This is a genomic window from Pseudoalteromonas sp. TP27 (genome assembly GCF_056470645.1).
Genome location: NZ_JARDAK010000001.1, coordinates 73,830 through 94,052, shown reverse-complemented (window position 1 = coordinate 94,052; position 20,223 = coordinate 73,830). Strand labels below are relative to the sequence as shown.

Genomic DNA, 20,223 nt, shown 5'->3' with positions numbered 1-20,223 from the left:
TCTCATCGGAGGATACAATACAGATTGTTACTGTATTTAGAGAGTGTTATGGATCAAAGTACTACACAAATTTATAAACGTCTTGTCTCGTATGTTGGCACCTACAAAAGCGTCGCATTTGTCGCAATTATTGGGATGATAGGCTATTCAGCAATGGATGCTTTATTTATTCAATTAATGAAGCCGTTTATTGATCAAGGTTTGAACCAGCGTAATACAGAAGTTTTAAAGTACGCTCCTTTTGTCGTTATCGCGTTAGTACTAGGACGTGGTGTTTTTAACTTTATGTCTTCTTACTGCTTAAGTTATGTAGGCTCCCAAGTTGTACGTTCTTTACGCCAAGAGTTATTTGAGCACATACTTCATTTACCTGTGTCATTTCATGACAAAAATTCAACGGGCGATTTAATTTCAAAAATTACCTTTGATACAGAACAAGTTCAACAAGCAATTACTAAAGCGCTGTTAATAGTAGTCCGTGAAGGGGCATTTGTTGTATTTTTACTAGCAGTTATGTTTTATACCAGCTGGAAATTATCACTGATATTTTTAGTGATCATCCCACTTGTTGCTATTATTGTCGCCGTTGTCTCTAAACGTTTTCGCCATATTTCAAAAAATATTCAATCGGCTATGGGGCAAGTTACTCGTAGTTCAGAACAAATGTTAAGTGGGCATAAAGTAATTCATGGTTTTGGTGGTCAAGATCAAGAGATTAATCACTTCTCGAAAATTAATAATCATAACCGTCAGCAACGTATTAAAATGGATGCTACTAAAGCGCTTAGCGTGTCTATTATTCAAATTTTAGCGGCAAGCGCTATGGCTGTTATATTGTGGGCGGTGTCGTTGCCATCAATGATTGATACAATTACCTCTGGTGACTTCATGGCATTAATTGCTTCAATGATGATGTTACTTCGCCCGCTAAAACAACTTGCCAATGTAAACAGTGATATGCAGAGAGGCATTTCTGCAGCGCAAAGTATATTTTTAGTTTTAGATGAAGAGATGGAAAAAGATACCGGCACTGTTTCGGTTGATAAAGTTAAAGGTTTAATTGAAGTTAAGAACGTAACCTTTAAGTACCCAACTAAAGATGAAGCCGTATTAAACGATTTGTCGCTAACGATTAAGGCAGGTGAAAGTATTGCCTTAGTAGGGCGCTCGGGTTCTGGTAAATCAACAATTTCTAACTTATTACCACGCTATTATGATTTAGAGCTACCGAGTGAAATATTGCTTGATGGTATAGCACTACAAGACTACAAATTAGCAGATTTACGTCGCCAATTTGCTTTAGTGTCTCAGCAAGTCGTGTTATTTAACGACACGATTGCCAATAATATTTGTTATGGCATAAAGCATGATGTATCTGCTGAAGAGTTAGAGCAAGTTGCCAAACAAGCGCACGTGTGGGAATTTGTTAAAGACTTACCAGAGCAATTAAACACCATGGTAGGCGAAAATGGAGTAATGCTCTCAGGTGGTCAACGCCAGCGAATAGCGATAGCGCGTGCAATATTAAAAGATGCACCTATTTTGATTTTAGATGAGGCAACCTCAGCACTTGATACAGAGTCTGAAAAGCTTATTCAGCAAGCGTTAGAAACGCTAATGAAAGACAAAACCTCAATTGTTATTGCGCATCGCTTATCTACTATTGAAAACAGTGACCGAATTTATGTTATTGATAACGGTCGTGTGATAGAAAGTGGTGATCATAATAGCTTATTAGCAAATGACGGTACGTATTCAGCACTTTGCAAAATGCAGTTTGGTGATCAGGCGTGAGCAAAATAGAGCAAAGCTGGTATAAACCATTTGGTCTAATTACTTTATTGTTATTGCCTTTAAGTGCTTTGTTTTGGGTTGTATCGTCATTTCGTAAATTTTTGTACCGCACTAAAATCCTTAAATCATTTGAGTGTAAAACGCCTGTTATTGTAGTCGGCAATATAAGTGTAGGCGGCAATGGTAAAACACCTTTTGTTTTGTGGTTGTATGAGTATTTGACCGAGCAAGGTTTATCAGTGGGTATTATTAGTCGAGGTTATGGTGGGCAATCAGATAATTACCCATTGTTAGTCACTTCAGTTGTTGACGCCCAACAAGCTGGAGATGAACCTGTGCTTTTATATCATCGTTTAAAGTGCCCAATAGCAGTTGGCCCTAATAGACAACACAATATCGATTTATTAGAGAATAACTATACGCTAGATATCATTATTTCTGATGATGGGATGCAGCATTATAAAATGCCTCGTAGCATTGAGTGTTGTATTGTTGATAGTGAACGCCGCTTTGGTAATGGCTTTGTTATACCTGCAGGGCCACTACGCGAAACCACTAAGCGCTTACAAAGCGTTGATATAGTAATTGAAAATGGCGGTGAGGCTAATAATAGCTATGTGCTGCAAGTAAGTAACCTTCGCTTAGTTAATTCAAGTGATGATGCAAAAAGCAACGTAAGCGAGGCACATGCAATAAGTGCAATTGGGAACCCTAAACGGTTTGAAAACTCATTAGAAGCACAAAATATTAAGTTATTGTCGACCCATCATTTTAGAGATCATTATGCTTATACAGCAGATGATTTTACCCAGTTTGGCGATGATTGCATTATAATGACCGAAAAAGACGCGGTTAAATGTAAGTCCTTTGCAAAACCTAATTGGTATTATTTACCTGTAGATGCAGAGCCTTCCGATAGCGTAATAAACACATTAAATTCATTATTAAAAGAAAAAGGAATACTCAATGGCCTTTGATTCAAAACTACTCGAGATTATTGCGTGCCCAGTTTGTAAGGGAAAATTACGCTTTGATAGAGAAAACAACGAACTAATTAGCACTGCAGCTAAGCTTGCATATCCGGTTCAAGATGATATTCCTGTATTGCTTGAAAACGAAGCACGTGACTTATCTTTAGAAGAGGTTGAAAAGTGGAATTCGTAGTTGTAATTCCTGCACGTTTTGCATCAACTCGACTACCGGGTAAGCCGCTTGCTGATATTTGCGGTAAGCCAATGGTTCAACATGTTTACGAAAAAGCATGTTTATCAGGTGCTAGCAAAGTGGTTATAGCAACCGATCATCAAAAAGTATTCGATGCAGTAAGTTTATTTACTAGTGATGTTGTAATGACTCGCGAAGATCACCAATCGGGTACTGAGCGTTTAGCCGAAGTAGTTGATTTACTTAATCTCGACAGCAATACAATTGTGGTTAATGTACAAGGCGATGAGCCATTACTTGCGCCAGAAAATGTATCTCAAGTTGCTACACTGTTAAGTGATTCAACAGCACCAATGGCAACGTTAAGTGTTGCTATTGAAGAGCGTGATGAAGTATTTAATCCTAATGCCGTTAAAGTGGTGAGTGATATAAATAAAAATGCGCTGTATTTTTCTCGTGCAAGTATTCCGTTTGATAGAAGCACAATGATGAATGACAGCAGTGCTCTTAATTTAGCAACGTTCCAGCGCCATGTAGGTATTTATGCGTACAGAGCGGGTTTTATTAAACAATATATAGAATTGAGCGTATCGCCACTTGAGCTACTTGAATCGCTTGAGCAGTTACGTGTGTTGTATCATGGTTATAAAATCAAAATAGAGCAAGCTCAAATAGCACCCCATGCTGGAGTTGATACGGCTGATGATTTAGCGAAGGTGATAGCGCATATTAAAAGTACAAGCGCGTGAGTGAACAAGTAAATAAAATATTAAAAATCGTATTCACTCATAGCGATTTTTATATTTTAGAAAAACCCGCGGGTCTTAATTTTCATTCAGAAGAGGGGCCCGGCTTTGTTGTTTTAGCTGAGCAGCAATTATCGCAAAAGCTTTATGCTGTTCATCGTTTAGATAAAGTGACATCAGGGCTTATTATTTTAGCCAGAAATAAAGCCGCTGCGGCTGCTTTTACTGTGATGTTTACAGAGCATGCGATTAATAAATTCTATTTAGCGATTAGTGATGCTAAACCCAAAAAGAAGCAAGGTTGGATTAAAGGCGATATGGCTAAATCTCGCCGTGGCTCGTTTAAGTTACTAACGAGTAAACTTAACCCTGCAATTACTCGGTTCTATTCTTTAAGCTATAAAGCTGGGTTTAGAGGGTATATTTTAAAACCTTACTCTGGAAAGACGCATCAATTAAGAGTGGCACTAAAAAGTGTAGGCTCAGCTATTTTAGGCGATGCAATGTACTCGGGTACGTCTTCAAATCGTACCTATTTACATTCATATGCTTTGAGCTTTTTATGGCAAGGTGAGCAAATACAGCTTAGTTTATTACCTGATAGTGGTGATGAGTATTTAGCGTTAATTAAACATCAAGATTTTCAAGCATGGCAAACGCCATGGCAACTGGATTGGTAAATGAGCGAAAAAGTTACAGATATACGTTTTGGCGGAATTAAACGTTTATATGGTCATCAACAATTTGAATGGCTTCAAGATGCACACTTTTGTGTTGTAGGTATTGGTGGTGTAGGGAGCTGGACTGCTGAAGCACTTGCACGGACAGGTGTCGGTAAAATAACATTGATTGATTTGGATGATATTTGCGCGACTAACGTAAATAGGCAGATTCACGCTTTAACTGGCACTATTGGCCAAGCTAAAGTAGATGCAATGAAAGTGCGCTGCGAGCTCATTAACCCAGAGTGCCAAGTTAATGTAATAGATGACTTTATTACCCTTGATAATATTCAAGAGCATATTCAAGATTTTGATTATGTGATTGATTGTATTGATGCAGTTAAAGAAAAAGCGGCATTAATAGCGCATTGCAAACGCAATAAGCTACCTATAATTACAACCGGTGGTGCTGGCGGGCAAACTGACCCTAGCCAAATAACCTTTGGTGATGTAGCAAAAACTACACAAGATCCATTACTTGCAAAAGTACGTTATATTTTACGCAAGCAGTATAACTTTAGTAATAACCCTAAGCGTAAGTTTAATATTGACTGTGTTTACTCTACAGAGCAATTGGTTTACCCAGGAAGCGATGGCAGTGTATGTCATGCAAAGCAAAGTGCTGATGGCACGATGAATATGGACTGTAATAATGGCTTTGGCTCTGTGACTATGATCACAGGAAGCTTCGGCTTTTTTGTTGCGGCAAAAGCCGTACGAAAATACCTAGATAAAAAACAACGCTCGCAAGCCTAGGGTCTGTTAATCTTTGCGGATTAAATTTGTTCAAACTAGGGGCTATTTAATCGCGGCAAGAGATTTGTTACCTAGTGGGCTCGATAACTGTTCCTGCGTTATTCTACTGGCTTACATCCATGTAAGAATAAGTAAAAACCGAGCAAAGCTTCCGCGTCCTGCTCACGCCCCTTACCTACATCCATGTAGGCAACAAAGAGTAAATAGCCCCTAGGAAGAACCTTTGGACAGCGCCTGTTTGGCATTAATGCTACGTTATCGCCCATTTATGGGGAATAGCCACACTGCATAGGCTCTGCCTTGCCTAAATACCAAACAGACTGCTGCAAATTTAACCTTGAAAGATCAACAGACCCTGGTTAACTAAGCTTGTGTTGTGCCATGGTTTGTATTTTATCAACCATGGCTTTAATACCATTACCACGTGATGCGCTTAAGTGGCTTATAAGGCCGAGCTTTTCAAATTCTTCATACGCATTTTTATTCACCACTTGCTCTGGTGTGAGCCCATTGTAAAGCGCTAAAATAACGGCTAATAACCCTTTTACTATACGTGTATCTGAGTCACCAATTACAACAAGTGTATTTTCTGTTAAATCAAATTCAACAAACATCCATACTTTGCTTTCACAGCCAGGCACAAGTGCGTCATCAGTTTTTAGAACATCGGGTAACACAGGTAAAGTTTTGCCCAAAAGCATTATTTCACGATATTTTTGCTGCCAAGCGGGGGCATTTTTTATAGATTCTGTAACTTTGTTAAACGTATTTGTCATGAGTTATCCTAATTAATTCTATTAAAGTGACGTTTAGTCTAATAAAGCGATGCATTTTTTAAGTGAATCGATGAATATATCTACATCTTCATAGGTATTATAAAAAGAAAAGCTCGCTCTCAGCGTTCCATTAAGCCCTAAATGCGTCATTAATGGTTGTGTACAATGGTGCCCACTTCTAACTGCGACCCCAAATCCGTCAAGTAAAGTTGCCAAATCATAAGGATGTTCATCATTTAAGTTAAAGCAGAGAGTACCAATATTGTCAGATAGGTTGCTGTATATTGTAATACCCTCGACCTTAACTAGTTCTTGGGCAGCGTAGCTAAATAATTTTTGTTCATATTGTCGCATTTGTGCGTGATCTAATTTATTTAAATAATCTAATGCAGCACCAAAGCCTAAAACCCCCGAAATATTTGGTGTTCCAGTTTCAAATTTTGCGGGCGCAGGACGATAAGTACTGTGAGTTAAGTAAACTTTATCGATCATTTCTCCACCTGATTGGTATATATCTAAAGCGTTTAGTTCTTCATATCGACCATAAAGCACACCTAATCCTGTTGGGCCGAGCATTTTATGGCTTGAGCAGGCATAAAAGTCACAGTTTAATTCACGTAAATCGGGCTTTAAATGCAGTGCACCTTGTGCGCCATCGACTAAAACAAGTGAATTTATCTCTTTTGCAGCTTTAATTAACGGCTTTAAATTAGTGATATTACCTAGTGTGTTAGACGCTTGTGTAATAGCGAATAGGGTTGGCTTTGTTTGCTTTATAAATTCACAGCATTGTTCTGTTTCAAGCGTACCATCTTCATTGAGTGGAAGCGTAACCAACTTAGCACCTGTTTGTTGGCTAAGTATCTGCCAAGGAACAATATTGGCGTGATGCTCGAGAACAGATATGACGATGGTATCATTTTCGTCTAGTCGATTTCTTAAACCATTGGTGACCAAGTTAATGGCTTCTGTAGCACCTTTAGTCCATACAATCTCTTTACTAAATACATTGAAATACTGTGCAGTTTTATCCCGTACTTGTTCATATGAATAAGTTGCTTGCTCGCTAAGTGTATGGCGGCCACGGTGTACATTAGCATTCTGAGACGTATAGTACTCAGTAATTGTATCAATCACTGATTGAGGCTTTTGAGAGGTTGCTGCTGAGTCTAAATAAACAAGCGGGCAGCCGTTTACTGTTTGATTTAATGTTGGGAAGTCGTTTCTAATTTTATTTATATCAAACTTTAAAGCAGGCATGGCTCATCTACATCTTCATTTAAAGGCAGGAATTGTAATCTGTTTATGATATTTCTCAAGCACAGGTTAATAAAAAAGGCCGCAAAAGCGGCCTTTTTCAAACTAACAACGTTAATTAACGCTTGTCAGTTGATACGTAGTCACGTTGAGTGTAACCAGTATACATTTGGCGAGGACGGCTGATCTTATGACCAGGTTGAGATAGCATCTCATCCCAGTGAGTGATCCAACCAACAGTACGTGCCATTGCAAAGATTACAGTGAACATGCTTGTTGGAATACCAATCGCTTTTAAGATAATACCAGAGTAGAAATCTACGTTAGGGTATAGTTTCTTCTCTACAAAGTACGGGTCTTCTAGCGCGATTTTCTCAAGTTTCATTGCAATATCAAGCAATGGATCTTGGATATTAAGCTCAGCTAAAACTTCATGACACGTTTGACGCATTACTGTAGCGCGTGGGTCAAAGTTTTTGTAAACACGGTGTCCAAAGCCCATAAGGCGGAACGGGTCTGCTTTATCTTTCGCTTTTGCTACGTATTCATCGATACGATCAACTGAACCAATCTCTTCTAACATGTTTAAACATGCTTCGTTTGCACCGCCGTGAGCAGGTCCCCATAAAGATGCAATACCAGCAGCAATACATGCGTACGGGTTAGCGCCAGATGAACCAGCAAGACGTACAGTAGATGTTGATGCATTTTGTTCATGATCAGCATGAAGCATAAAGATCTTGTCCATTGCCTTAGCAGTAACAGGATTAACTTTATATTCTTCAGCAGGTACAGAGAACATCATATGTAAGAAGTTTTCTGCGTAGCTTAAATCGTTACGTGGGTATACAAACGGTTGGCCGATATTTGTTTTATAAGCCATTGCCGCGATTGTTGGTAACTTAGCAACAAGCTTAACTGCGCTTGTTTTACGTTGTTCAGCATCAGTAATATCAAGGTCTTCATGATAGAAAGATGATAATGCACCCACTACACCACACAGCATCGCCATTGGGTGAGCGTCAAAGCGGAAACCTTGGAAAAAGTTAGCAATCTTCTCGTCAAGCATAGTGCTTGTAGTGATTTCATTCTTAAAAACTTCATATTGTTCTTTAGAAGGTAACTCACCATTTAAAAGTAAGTAACAAAGTTCAATGTAATTTGAATCTTCAGCTAATTGCTCAATTGGGTAACCACGGTGAAGTAGAACACCTTTACCACCATCGATATAGGTGATTGCAGATTCACAAGAACCAGTCGACATGAAACCTGGGTCATAAGTAAAGTGACCGTGTGAACCTAACGTGCGTACGTCGATTACATCTTGGCCAGCAGTGCCTTGATAAATTGGAAGTTCGATTGGATCTAGTCCATCGATATGGACTGTGGCTTTTTTATCTGCCATCGTTATGTATCTCCTATTAAGATATCTATTCTGATTTTTAGATTTTAAAGTTCTGAAATCTGTTTTAAGCACATCTTCTCATTTTAACGTGAAAGAGGGGGCTAAAGTCAATTTTTATAAACATTATGCATATATGTATAATAAATATTCGGTATTAATTAAATATAATACTATTGGCTAATTCGCAAACATCTCTAAATAAACAAGAATTGTAAAAAGCCCTTTGGGTATATATACTAACGGTGGTTTTAAACCGTATTGTATTTGGGTAAACATATTCTTAACAGCTTAAAATTTACAGGTTTGTGAACTTTAATTGTTTTGGTACGTTTATTTTGATAGTTCCATCAGTAATATTTGGTGGGTTTTTAGAAAAACAAGTAGATGAGCTCCACTGTGAGCAAAGATGGGCAAGTAACTGTGAAAAAGCAAAGACCTGTAAATCTAGATCTAACAACTATATCTATGCCGGCAACGGCTAAAGCTTCAATTTTTCACCGCGTCACCGGTGTTGCATTATTTTTTGCTTTAACGTTTGTCATTTGGGCTTGGTCTGAGTCTCTCTCTTCAGCTGAAAGTTTTGAATTCGTCAAGGGTCTGTTTAACGGATTCATTGCCAAATTTATAGCTTGGGGCACTGTTTCTGTATTAGGTTATCACCTTATCGGTGGTATCCGTCATATGATTATGGATATGGGACATTGGGAAGAACTTGAATCAGGTAACCTCAGCGCTAAAGTTTCAATGGCTCTTGGTGTTGTGTTTGCCGTATTGGCAGGGGTGTGGATATGGTTTTAAATCAAGCAACTCTAAAACGTGATGGTGTACAAGATTTCGTATCTTTACGTACCACGGCATTAATAATCAGCGCTTACGCGATTTTTATTATCGGCTATTTTTTAGCGACGCCAGAAGTCACATTCGAAGCCTGGACAGGCCTCTTCTCTAACCTAGCAATGAAAGGGTTTACATTAATTACCCTTGTTTGCATTATGGTTCATACCCGCATTGGCCTTTGGCAAGTTCTTACAGACTATGTTAAGTGCGCTAAGCTTCGTGCAGTTTTAGGTTTTGTTTTAAACCTAATGGCAGTTGCTTACGTAGCTATTGGTCTAATTGTATTATGGGGTGTTTAAGTGAAATATTCTGTTCGTGAATTTGACGCCGTAGTAATTGGTGCGGGTGGTGCAGGTATGCGCGCTGCTTTAGCAATTACAGAATCTGGCAAAACGTGTGCATTAATATCTAAAGTATTTCCAACGCGCTCACACACTGTATCTGCTCAAGGCGGTATTACGGTTGCGCTTGGTAATTCACACGAAGACAACTGGGAATGGCATATGTATGATACCGTTAAAGGTTCCGATTTTATCGGTGACCAAGACGCTATCGAATACATGTGCCAAACTGGACCAGAAGCTATTACTGAATTAGAAAACATGGGTTTACCATTTTCTCGTTTTGAAAATGGCCGTGTTTACCAACGTCCTTTCGGTGGTCAATCGAAAAACTTTGGTGGTGAACAAGCCGCACGTACTGCAGCTGCTGCAGACCGTACTGGTCATGCTTTATTACACCTTCTTTATCAACAAAACGTTAAAAACAAAACAAATGTATTCTCTGAGTGGTATGCACTTGATTTAGTTAAAAACGATAATGGTGATGTAGTAGGGTGTACTGCAATTGAGATTGAAACAGGTGAAGTTACCTTCTTCAAATCTAAAGCAGTTGTATTAGCTACTGGTGGTGCAGGTCGTATATTTGCATCAACAACTAATGCTCACATTAACACTGGTGACGGTGTTGGTATGGCAACTCGTGCTGGTATTTCTATGCAAGACATGGAAATGTGGCAGTTCCACCCAACGGGTATCGCAGGTGCTGGTACGCTAGTAACTGAAGGTTGTCGTGGCGAAGGCGGTTATCTTTTAAATAAAGATGGCGAGCGCTTCATGGAACGTTACGCACCAAACGCAAAAGACTTAGCGTCTCGCGACGTTGTTGCGCGTTCTATGATGACTGAAATCCGTGAAGGTCGTGGTTGTGATGGTCCTTGGGGTCCACATCTTAAGTTAAAACTTGACCATTTAGGTGAAGAAACGCTTAACTTACGTCTTCCAGGCGTATGTGACCTTGCTAAAACATTTGCTCACGTTGACCCTGCTAAAGAGCCAATTCCAGTAATTCCAACTTGTCATTATATGATGGGTGGTGTTCCTACTAATGTAAATGGACAAGCGCTACAAATCGATGCTCAAGGCAACGAAACAGTAGTTCAAGGTTTATTTGCCGTAGGTGAGATTGCCTGTGTATCTGTACACGGTGCAAACCGCTTAGGTGGTAACTCATTACTAGATTTAGTTGTGTTTGGTCGTGCTGCGGGTAACTTCTTAGGTAAGTACCTGAATGACGTTGAAATATCTAAAGCGGCTTCAGAATCAGACTTAGAAGCATCTCTTGCACGTTACAATCGTTGGGAAAATTCAACGGCTGGCCAAGGTGAAGATCCAGTTCAAATCAAAAAAGACCTACAGCAATGTATGCAGCTTAACTTCTCGGTATTCCGTGAAGGTGATTCAATGGCTTCAGGTCTTCAAGAACTTAAAGAAATTCGTGAACGTCTGCAACATGCTCGTCTTGATGATAAATCATCAGACTTCAACACGCAGCGTATCGAATGTCTTGAACTAGATAACTTAATGGAAACAGCTTACTCAACTGCAGTAGCTGCAAACTTCCGTACAGAAAGCCGTGGTGCACATTCTCGCTTTGACTTCCCAGATCGTGATGACGAAAACTGGTTATGTCACTCAGTATTTAATCCTGTAACGGATGAAATGAGCAAGCGTGATGTAAACTATGCGCCTAAAACGCGTGAAGCTTTCCCACCTAAAGCACGTGTTTACTAGGAGATAGACGATGGCACAAGTACAATTTTCAGTTTATCGTTATAATCCAGATGTTGACAACGCTCCTCGTATGCAAGAATACACCTTGCAAACAGAGGAAGGTCACGACATGATGGTGTTGGATGCACTTATTCTTTTAAAAGAACAAGATCCTACATTATCTTTCCGTCGTTCATGCCGTGAAGGTGTGTGTGGATCTGATGGTGTTAACATGAATGGTAAAAATGGTTTAGCATGTATTACTCCTTTATCTACGCTACAAAAAAATGGCAAAGGTAAAATCGTAGTACGTCCATTACCAGGTTTACCTGTGGTTCGTGACCTTGTTATTGACATGAGTCAGTTCTACACTCAGTACGAAAAAGTTAAACCTTATTTAATTAATGATCAGCCTGCAGCAGGCGAACGTCTTCAAACTATTGAAGAACGTGATAAATTAGATGGGCTTTATGAGTGTATTTTGTGTGCATGTTGTTCAACATCGTGTCCTTCGTTCTGGTGGAATCCAGACAAGTTCATTGGTCCAGCAGGCCTTCTTCACGCTTACCGTTTCTTGGCTGATAGCCGAGATACAGCAACTGAAGAACGTTTAGCGGATTTAGACGATGCGTTCAGTGTGTTCCGTTGCCACAGTATCATGAACTGTGTTAGCGTTTGTCCTAAGGGTCTTAATCCGACCAAAGCAATTGGACAAATCAAATCTATGTTATTAAACCGAGCGGTTTGATTACTTAGTAAACGTAAGATGGCTAATACAGATTATTAGCCATCTTGTTATGATAACTATTAATTTCTGCGCTAAAGAAAAGGGCTTATAAATGCACGAAGGTGTGATGAAGGCATGGCTAGAATCTTCACATTTAAACGGCGGCAACGTTGCTTATGTAGAAGAGCTTTATGAAGCGTATTTAGACGATGCGACTTCTGTGCCAGATGAATGGCGAGAAGTGTTCGAACAATTACCTAAAGTTGATGGTGTGGATGTTGAAATAAAACATTCAGAAGTTCGAGCGCAGTTTGCACAGCTTGCAAAAAACAAGCATAGAGAAGTAGTGGTAGCAGAGGGTAGTGGCGGTGACCTTAAACAGGTTAAAGTTCTACAACTTATTAATGCTTTCCGTTTTCGTGGACACCAAAATGCAAACCTAGATCCATTAGGTATTTGGCAACGAGAGCGTGTACGAGATTTAGAGCTAGAGTACCACGACCTATCTTCAAGTGATTTTGACCGCGAGTTTAACGTAGGGTCGTTTGCCGTAGGGCGCGATACTATGCCTTTAGGTGAACTATACCAAGCACTAAAAACTACATATTGTGGTTCAATTGGCGCTGAGTATATGCACATCACATCAACAGAGGAAAAGCGTTGGTTACAACAGCGTTTAGAATCTGTTCAGTCTAGGCCAAAATTCTCAAAAGATGAAAAGCTACGTATCCTAAAAGGTCTTACGGCTGCTGATGGTCTTGAAAAATATTTAGGGGCTAAGTTCCCAGGTGCTAAGCGTTTCTCACTCGAAGGTGGCGATGCGTTAGTTCCAATGCTAAAAGAGCTTATTCACCGCGCTGGTGAAAGCGGCCAACAAGAAGCTGTTATTGGTATGGCTCACCGTGGTCGTTTGAATGTTCTTGTGAATGTACTAGGTAAAAACCCATCAGAATTATTTGATGAGTTTGCCGGTAAACACAAAGAGACATTAAGTTCTGGCGATGTTAAATATCACATGGGTTACTCATCTGACTTTGCTACAAAAGGTGGCAACGTACATATGGCGCTTGCGTTTAACCCATCTCATCTTGAAATTGTAAATCCAGTAGTTATGGGCTCAGTTCGTGCTCGTCTTGATCGCTTAGGTGACAGCTCTGGTATTAAAGCTCTACCAATTACAATTCATGGTGACTCTGCAGTTACTGGCCAAGGTGTTGTACAAGAAACATTTAACTTGTCACAAACTAATGGTTTTAGCTGTGGTGGTAGTATACGCATTGTTGTAAATAACCAAGTAGGTTTTACAACGTCTAAACAAGATGATGTACGCTCAACTGTATATTGTACTGACATAGCTAAAATGGTTCAGTCACCAATATTTCATGTTAATTCTGATGATCCTGAAGCTGTTGCATTTGTTACACAACTTGCACTTGATTTCAGAAACCAGTTTAAGCGCGACGTAGTTATCGATTTAGTGTGTTACCGTCGCCATGGTCACAATGAAGCTGATGAGCCTAATGCAACTCAGCCTGTCATGTACCAAAAAATTAAAAAACATCCAGTTCCACGTTTAATTTACGCTGATCAACTGATTGCAGAAGGCTCTTTCTCTGAACAAGAAGTTAAAGCTCTAGCAGATGATTACCGTAATGCATTAGATGAAGGCGACTGTGTTGTTTCAGAAATACAGCCAGAGACTTCGCATTCTTCAGATTGGGCTAAATATGTTGGCCACGAGTGGAATGTTGATTACGACGCGAGTGTTTCTGTTGAAAGACTAAAAGAACTGGGTGAAAAAATTGCAACTTACCCAGAGCAATATGTTGCTCAATCTCGTGTTAAAAAGATTTACGATGATCGTAAGTTAATGGCAAGTGGTGAAAAAGCGCTTGATTGGGGTATGGCAGAAACACTTGCTTATGCAACAATTGCGACAGAAGGCACTGACATTCGTTTAACTGGACAAGATTCTGGTCGTGGTACATTCTTCCATCGCCATGCTGTTGTTCATAGTCAAACTGATGGTGCTACGTACACTCCTTTAGAGCACCTAAGTAAAGACCAAGGTACTTTCCAAGTATTTGATTCGGTTTTATCTGAAGAAGCCGTTGTTGCTTTTGAGTATGGTTATGCAACAGCAGAGCCTACATCACTAATACTTTGGGAAGCGCAGTTTGGTGATTTCGCCAATGGTGCACAGGTTGTATTTGACCAATTCTTAAGTTCTGGTGAGCAAAAATGGGGCCGTTTATGTGGTCTTACAATTTTGTTACCGCATGGCTACGAAGGTCAAGGCCCAGAGCATAGTTCAGCGCGTTTAGAACGTTTCTTACAACTATGTGCTGATCACAACATGCAAGTGTGTGTTCCGTCTACTCCGGCACAAGTTTACGCTATGCTTCGTCGTCAATCAGTTCGACCACTTCGTCGTCCACTGATTGTAATGACACCTAAGTCGTTACTTCGTCACCCTCTTGCTACTTCATCACTTGAAGAGCTTTCACACGGTGTTTTCCATAATATGATCGATGAAATTGATGATATTAACCCGGAGAAAGTAGAACGTGTTGTATTTTGTAGTGGTAAAGTTTACTACGAACTATTACAAGAACGTCGTAAGCTTGAGCAAGATAATGTTGCAATTGTACGTGTTGAACAGCTATATCCGTTCCCGCACGATGAAATGAAAACAATTATAGAGCGCTACCAACATGTAACTGATTTTGTATGGTGTCAAGAAGAGCCACAAAACCAAGGTGCATGGTACTGTTCACAACATCACTTTATTGATGCAATTCCACAAGGTGCTAAATTAAAGTATGCAGGTCGTAAAGCTTCTGCATCGCCAGCGTGTGGTTACATGTCAGTACATACTAAAGAACAACAAGCGCTCGTTGCTGACGCGCTTACTATAGAAAATAAAGGATAAGCAATGAGCACAGAAATTAAAGTTCCTGTTCTTCCTGAGTCGGTTGCAGATGCTACCGTTGCTACATGGCATGTAAGTGTTGGCGACAAAGTAACTCGTGATCAAAACTTAGTAGATATTGAAACAGATAAAGTGGTTTTAGAAGTTGTTGCACAGCACGACGGTGTAATTACAGAGATATCACAAGAAGAAGGTGCAACCGTACTTGGCGATCAAGTTATGGGTTTACTTGGTGATGCTGATGCAGCGCCAGCAAGTGAAGGTTCAACTAAAGAAGAATCAGCACCAGCTAAATCAGAAGACGCGCCAGCGGCGCAATCAGCACCAGCATCAGAAGGTAAAGAAGTGGATATTAAAGTACCTGTACTTCCAGAATCAGTTGCAGACGCAACAATTGCTACATGGCATGTACAACCAGGCGACGCGGTAACACGCGACCAAAACTTGGTAGATATTGAAACAGATAAAGTTGTTCTTGAAGTAGTAGCTCAAGAAGATGGCATCATGGGTGATATCATTCACGGCGAAGGCGATACTGTATTAGGCGAGCAAGTAATTGGTTCGGTTAAAGCAGGCGGTGCACCAGCGGCTCCAGCTGCAAAAGCAGACGCAGCGCCAGCAGCAGATTCAAGCGAAAGTTCAGATGTGTTAACTCCATCAGTTCGTCGTTTAATCGCTGAGAAAGGCTTAGACGCTTCTAAAATTAAAGGCACGGGTAAAAATGGTCGTGTAACTAAAGAAGACGTTGATACTTTCTTAAAAGCACCAGCGCCAGCGGCTAAAAAAGCAGAAGCTTCTGCTCCAGCAGCACCGATGGGCGATCGTACTCAAAAACGTGTTCCTATGACTCGTTTACGTAAAACGATTGCGACACGTCTTCTTGAAGCTAAAAACTCAACTGCAATGTTAACAACATTCAACGAAGTGAACATGGAACCAATCATGAGCCTTCGTAAGCAGTACCAAGAAGTATTTGAAAAGCGTCATGGCATTCGTTTAGGTTTCATGTCTTTCTACGTGAAAGCGGTAACTGAAGCACTTAAACGTTTCCCTGATGTTAACGCATCAATTGATGGTGACGATATTGTTTACCATAACTATTTCGATATCAGCATTGCAGTATCTACACCACGTGGTCTAGTTACTCCAGTACTTAAAGATTGTGACAAACTATCTGTTGCTGAAATCGAAAAAGGTATTCGTGAATTAGCACTTAAAGGTCGTGATGGTAAGCTAACGCTTGCTGATATGACGGGTGGTAACTTCACTATTACTAATGGTGGCGTATTTGGTTCATTGCTATCTACACCTATCATTAACTTGCCACAATCTTCGATTTTGGGTATGCATAAAATCCAAGACCGTCCTATGGCAGTAAATGGTAAAGTTGAAATACTTCCTATGATGTATTTAGCGCTTTCTTATGACCACCGCATCATTGATGGTAAAGAATCTGTTGGTTTCTTAGTGACTATTAAAGAGTTACTTGAAGATCCAACTCGCTTATTGCTAGATGTTTAATCTAGTTGTATGAAATGTAAGCTGTGAATGAACATTCACAGCTTTTTTTTTGCGCCTTTGGTCTTACTGGGGTTTTCATGTTAAGCCTTGGGATCTATACTAGGTGCGCAATTTGGGATAGTTGTTTATTTGAAAAAATATTCAGCTCTTTTAGTATAAAAAATTGGATAAAGCATCATGAATTTGCATGAGTATCAGGCAAAACAACTTTTTGCCGAATATGGTTTACCAGTTTCTCAAGGTTTCGCTTGCGATACACCTGAAGAAGCTGCAGCAGCTGCTGAAAAAATCGGCGGTGATATGTGGGTTGTTAAAACTCAGGTTCACGCAGGTGGACGTGGTAAAGCTGGCGGTGTAAAGCTAGTTAAAACTATCGACGAAGTAAAAGCGTTTGCAGCTAACTGGTTGGGTAAAAACCTAGTTACTTACCAAACAGACGAGAAAGGCCAGCCAGTAGCTAAAATTTTAGTTGAAAGCTGTACTGACATTGCTAACGAATTGTACCTAGGTGCAGTAGTTGACCGTGCATCTCGCAAAGTAGTTTTCATGGCGTCTACTGAAGGCGGCGTTGAAATTGAAACTGTTGCTGAAGAAACACCAGAGCTTATCCACAAAGCAGAGATCGACCCATTAGTTGGTCCTCAAGCTTACCAAGCACGTGAATTAGGTTTCAAATTGGGCCTTAACCCAGTACAAATGAAACAGTTTGTTAAGATCTTTATGGGTCTTGGTAAAATGTTTACTGATTTTGATTTCGCACTTCTTGAAATCAACCCGTTAGTAATTACAGACGAAGGTAACCTTCACTGTCTTGACGGCAAAATCGGTATCGATGGTAATGCACTTTACCGTCAACCTAAAATCCGTGAGTTCCACGATCCATCTCAAGAAGATGCTCGTGAAGCACACGCAGCAAGCTTTGAGCTTAACTACGTTGCTCTAGACGGCAATGTTGGTTGTATGGTTAACGGTGCAGGCCTAGCAATGGGTACTATGGACATCGTAAACCTACACGGCGGCAAGCCGGCTAACTTCTTGGATGTTGGTGGCGGCGCGACTAAAGAACGTGTTTCTGAAGCATTCAAAATCATTCTTTCTGACGACAATGTTAAAGCTGTTTTAGTAAACATCTTTGGCGGTATCGTACGTTGTGACATGATTGCTGAAGGCATCATTGGCGCAGTTAAAGAAGTTGGCGTAACCGTACCAGTCGTTGTACGTTTAGAAGGTACTAATGCTGAATTAGGTCGTGAAGTTCTTAAGAACTCTGGTCTAGATATCATTGCTGCTGAATCACTAACAGACGCTGCTGAGAAAGTTGTTGCTGCTGCGGAGGGCAAATAATGTCTGTATTAATCAATAAAGATACAAAAGTTATCTGTCAAGGTTTCACTGGTGGCCAAGGTACTTTCCACTCAGAGCAAGCGCTTGAGTACGGTACACAAATGGTTGGTGGTGTAAGCCCAGGTAAAGGCGGTCAAACGCACCTTGGTCTTCCTGTATTCAACACAGTTCGTGATGCTGTACAAGAAACTGGCGCAACTGCTTCAGTTATCTACGTACCAGCTCCTTTCTGTAAAGATGCAATCTTAGAAGCTATCGATGCTGGCATCGAGCTAATAGTTTGTATCACTGAAGGTATACCTACACTTGATATGGTTGACGTTAAAGTTAAACTAGATCAAACAGGTACTCGTATGATCGGTCCTAACTGCCCAGGTGTTATTACTCCTGGTCAAACTAAGATTGGTATCATGCCTGGTCATATCCACAAACCTGGTAAAGTAGGTATTGTTTCTCGCTCTGGTACTCTAACGTACGAAGCAGTTAAGCAAACTACTGATGCTGGTTTTGGTCAGTCTACGTGTGTTGGTATTGGTGGTGATCCAATTCCAGGTACAAACTTTATCGACGTTTTAGAAATGTTCGAAAAAGATCCACAAACTGAAGCAATCGTAATGATTGGTGAAATTGGTGGTACTGCAGAAGAAGAAGCTGCAGAGTACATCAAAGCTAACGTAACTAAACCTGTAGTATCTTACATTGCTGGTGTTACTGCACCAGAAGGTAAGCGTATGGGTCACGCTGGCGCAATCATCGCAGGCGGTAAAGGTACTGCTGATGAGAAATTTGCTGCATTAGAAGCTGCGGGCGTAAAAACTGTACGTTCACTTGCTGATATTGGTAAAGCACTTAAAGAGAAAACAGGCTGGTAATCGCTTGTTTCTTTTAAAAAGGCCCGCTTATGCGGGCCTTTTTGTTACCGGTGAAAAATATTTAGAATGGATAACTAATATGCTGAAAAAAACGTACTGATAAATCTTGGCGCTGTTTATTTATAGTAAGCTCATCGGATAATGCGTGAATAGTTTTTTCTACTTGGTTCATAAACCGACCATACCCCATTTCATGCTTATCCTGCTGCGTCGCAACAATAACAAAGTGAAGTGTTTCTACTAATTTATCGGCTTCATAAAAATACTTGATTTGATTATCTTTTGATTCGATATCAAAGCTAAGCTTTTGTAACTCTGTATTACTTTCGCTTTTATCTATTTTACTATTTCGAATAATAGGCGTTGCGCCATTAGCTACCATCGCACCATGGTTTAGTTTGTTATTTTGACACGCACGAATAAATGCATAAGCAAAATAATCATAAAACTTATCAAAATCGTTATTGTTCATCAATGTTTGAAATTGTGTTTTGATTGCACGAGAGACCGGGATAGTGAATGTTGCATAAGTCATTTCAGCATAGTCACCCGGTATATTGCAGTGCCTTGACTGGTAACGAGGGTAGAGGCTTCTTAGTTTATATCCGTAGCTCTCTTTATTACCTTTATCTTTAGCAAATAAATCGTAAGTTAAATGCTGATGATCTCGAAGTTTAAATTGAGGTTGATTTAAAAATAACTGTTCTTGTAGCAGGTTTAATACTTTTTGTACTTTATTGTGGAACAAGGCCGAATTTGCACGTAAATCGTCACCCGTGGCTAAAAACAACAAACGTATTTTTTTACTTTTTTTGTCTGGTGTGAAATACAGTTTATGTGCTTCGTGATAACGAGGATTATAAAAAAACAGCATTTGCTTATCGGTTTCTAGCTGGTATGACTCATCATGAAAACGCACAACGGGCAGTTTATCGTTCGCTAATAAATGCACATTATAAAGTTCATATTCATCGCAACATGCAAATAACTGACGAGCAATGCGCTTATAACAGCAGTTAATATTACTAAAGCTATTAAAAAATGCCTCATCAGGCGTTATTTCGGCCAGTAAGTAGTGATTAGCGCGCGCATTGGTTGGAATATATACACGATGTTGATTAAGTGTAGCCATCTTCGAATCCTTATAAAGTAGGTTATTAGGCCACTATAATTGGCTTTGATGACTTAAATATTGCGCTAAAACAAATTTTATTCATAAACAAGAGTTCAGGTGAATTAAAGTTAACCAATATCTAAAATAAACCTTAATCTATTGCTGTATGTTAGTGTATGTTTTTGTAATAATGCATTAGTTTTGT

18 protein-coding genes are annotated in these 20,223 nt (G+C 39.8%); 14 read left to right on the top strand and 4 right to left on the bottom strand.

Translation table 11 applies throughout. The features are described from left to right. Nucleotides 1-48 precede the first annotated feature (48 nt). Genes msbA through tcdA form a run of 6 tightly spaced genes read left to right on the top strand, consistent with a single transcriptional unit; the run spans nucleotide 49 to nucleotide 5,182 of the window. The gene (gene msbA, locus PX700_RS00425) at nucleotides 49-1,794 is read left to right on the top strand and encodes a lipid A export permease/ATP-binding protein MsbA (RefSeq protein ID WP_415636181.1); all 1,746 of its coding nucleotides are present in this window, start codon (nucleotides 49-51) and stop codon (nucleotides 1,792-1,794) included. Continuing rightward, nucleotides 1,791-2,771 carry a tetraacyldisaccharide 4'-kinase gene (gene lpxK / locus PX700_RS00420; RefSeq protein ID WP_479519522.1) on the top strand — a complete coding sequence of 327 codons (981 nt, stop codon included), beginning with the start codon at nucleotides 1,791-1,793 and terminating at the stop codon, nucleotides 2,769-2,771. The genes msbA and lpxK overlap by 4 nt, the downstream gene beginning before the upstream one ends. After that, a complete protein-coding gene (locus tag PX700_RS00415; RefSeq protein WP_415636179.1) occupies nucleotides 2,761-2,958 on the top strand; it encodes a Trm112 family protein in 198 nt (65 codons plus the stop codon). The genes lpxK and PX700_RS00415 overlap by 11 nt, the downstream gene beginning before the upstream one ends. Beyond that, on the top strand, nucleotides 2,946-3,707 hold the full coding sequence (gene kdsB, locus PX700_RS00410; RefSeq protein WP_479519521.1) for a 3-deoxy-manno-octulosonate cytidylyltransferase: 762 nt from the start codon (nucleotides 2,946-2,948) through the stop codon (nucleotides 3,705-3,707). Before PX700_RS00415 ends, kdsB begins: the two co-directional genes overlap by 13 nt. Continuing rightward, nucleotides 3,704-4,384, top strand: coding sequence for a TIGR01621 family pseudouridine synthase (locus PX700_RS00405; protein WP_479519520.1), 681 nt, complete (start codon nucleotides 3,704-3,706; stop codon nucleotides 4,382-4,384). Before kdsB ends, PX700_RS00405 begins: the two co-directional genes overlap by 4 nt. Further along, complete coding sequence (tcdA, locus tag PX700_RS00400) at nucleotides 4,385-5,182, top strand: tRNA cyclic N6-threonylcarbamoyladenosine(37) synthase TcdA (RefSeq protein ID WP_479519519.1); 798 nt, start codon at nucleotides 4,385-4,387, stop codon at nucleotides 5,180-5,182. A gap of 359 nt (nucleotides 5,183-5,541) precedes the next feature. On the opposite strand, the gene PX700_RS00395 is transcribed toward tcdA, so the two are convergent. From PX700_RS00395 to PX700_RS00385, 3 genes are all read right to left on the bottom strand, one after another. Further along, a complete protein-coding gene (locus PX700_RS00395) occupies nucleotides 5,542-5,958 on the bottom strand; it encodes a SufE family protein (RefSeq protein ID WP_197178148.1) in 417 nt (138 codons plus the stop codon). Between the two features lie 33 nt (nucleotides 5,959-5,991). Beyond that, on the bottom strand, nucleotides 5,992-7,218 hold the full coding sequence (locus PX700_RS00390; RefSeq protein WP_479519518.1) for a SufS family cysteine desulfurase: 1,227 nt from the start codon (nucleotides 7,216-7,218) through the stop codon (nucleotides 5,992-5,994). A gap of 115 nt (nucleotides 7,219-7,333) precedes the next feature. Further along, nucleotides 7,334-8,620, bottom strand: coding sequence for a citrate synthase (locus PX700_RS00385; protein WP_479519517.1), 1,287 nt, complete (start codon nucleotides 8,618-8,620; stop codon nucleotides 7,334-7,336). Between the two features lie 420 nt (nucleotides 8,621-9,040). Here PX700_RS00385 and sdhC point away from each other — a divergent pair, with 420 nt between their 5' ends. From sdhC to sucD, 8 genes are all read left to right on the top strand, one after another. Continuing rightward, nucleotides 9,041-9,418 (top strand): succinate dehydrogenase, cytochrome b556 subunit, encoded by a 378-nt coding sequence (gene sdhC / locus PX700_RS00380; RefSeq protein ID WP_076914908.1) that lies wholly within the window; start codon nucleotides 9,041-9,043, stop codon nucleotides 9,416-9,418. Further along, nucleotides 9,409-9,756 (top strand): succinate dehydrogenase, hydrophobic membrane anchor protein, encoded by a 348-nt coding sequence (gene sdhD, locus PX700_RS00375; protein ID WP_007586873.1) that lies wholly within the window; start codon nucleotides 9,409-9,411, stop codon nucleotides 9,754-9,756. Before sdhC ends, sdhD begins: the two co-directional genes overlap by 10 nt. After that, nucleotides 9,757-11,529 carry a succinate dehydrogenase flavoprotein subunit gene (gene sdhA / locus PX700_RS00370; protein WP_197236961.1) on the top strand — a complete coding sequence of 591 codons (1,773 nt, stop codon included), beginning with the start codon at nucleotides 9,757-9,759 and terminating at the stop codon, nucleotides 11,527-11,529. Nucleotides 11,530-11,539: 10 nt separating this feature from the next. Beyond that, on the top strand, nucleotides 11,540-12,256 hold the full coding sequence (locus PX700_RS00365) for a succinate dehydrogenase iron-sulfur subunit (RefSeq protein WP_007375751.1): 717 nt from the start codon (nucleotides 11,540-11,542) through the stop codon (nucleotides 12,254-12,256). Between the two features lie 91 nt (nucleotides 12,257-12,347). After that, a complete protein-coding gene (gene sucA, locus PX700_RS00360) occupies nucleotides 12,348-15,167 on the top strand; it encodes a 2-oxoglutarate dehydrogenase E1 component (protein ID WP_479519516.1) in 2,820 nt (939 codons plus the stop codon). A 3-nt stretch (nucleotides 15,168-15,170) separates the two neighbouring features. Then, on the top strand, nucleotides 15,171-16,688 hold the full coding sequence (odhB, locus tag PX700_RS00355) for a 2-oxoglutarate dehydrogenase complex dihydrolipoyllysine-residue succinyltransferase (protein ID WP_415636172.1): 1,518 nt from the start codon (nucleotides 15,171-15,173) through the stop codon (nucleotides 16,686-16,688). A gap of 177 nt (nucleotides 16,689-16,865) precedes the next feature. Further along, on the top strand, nucleotides 16,866-18,032 hold the full coding sequence (gene sucC, locus PX700_RS00350; RefSeq protein WP_008171234.1) for an ADP-forming succinate--CoA ligase subunit beta: 1,167 nt from the start codon (nucleotides 16,866-16,868) through the stop codon (nucleotides 18,030-18,032). Beyond that, the gene (gene sucD, locus PX700_RS00345) at nucleotides 18,032-18,904 is read left to right on the top strand and encodes a succinate--CoA ligase subunit alpha (RefSeq protein WP_479519515.1); all 873 of its coding nucleotides are present in this window, start codon (nucleotides 18,032-18,034) and stop codon (nucleotides 18,902-18,904) included. The genes sucC and sucD overlap by 1 nt, the downstream gene beginning before the upstream one ends. Nucleotides 18,905-18,965: 61 nt before the next feature. Here the strand turns inward: sucD and PX700_RS00340 are convergent, their stop codons facing one another. After that, a complete protein-coding gene (locus PX700_RS00340; protein WP_479519514.1) occupies nucleotides 18,966-20,036 on the bottom strand; it encodes a DUF3083 family protein in 1,071 nt (356 codons plus the stop codon). Between the last annotated feature and the right edge of the window lie 187 nt (nucleotides 20,037-20,223).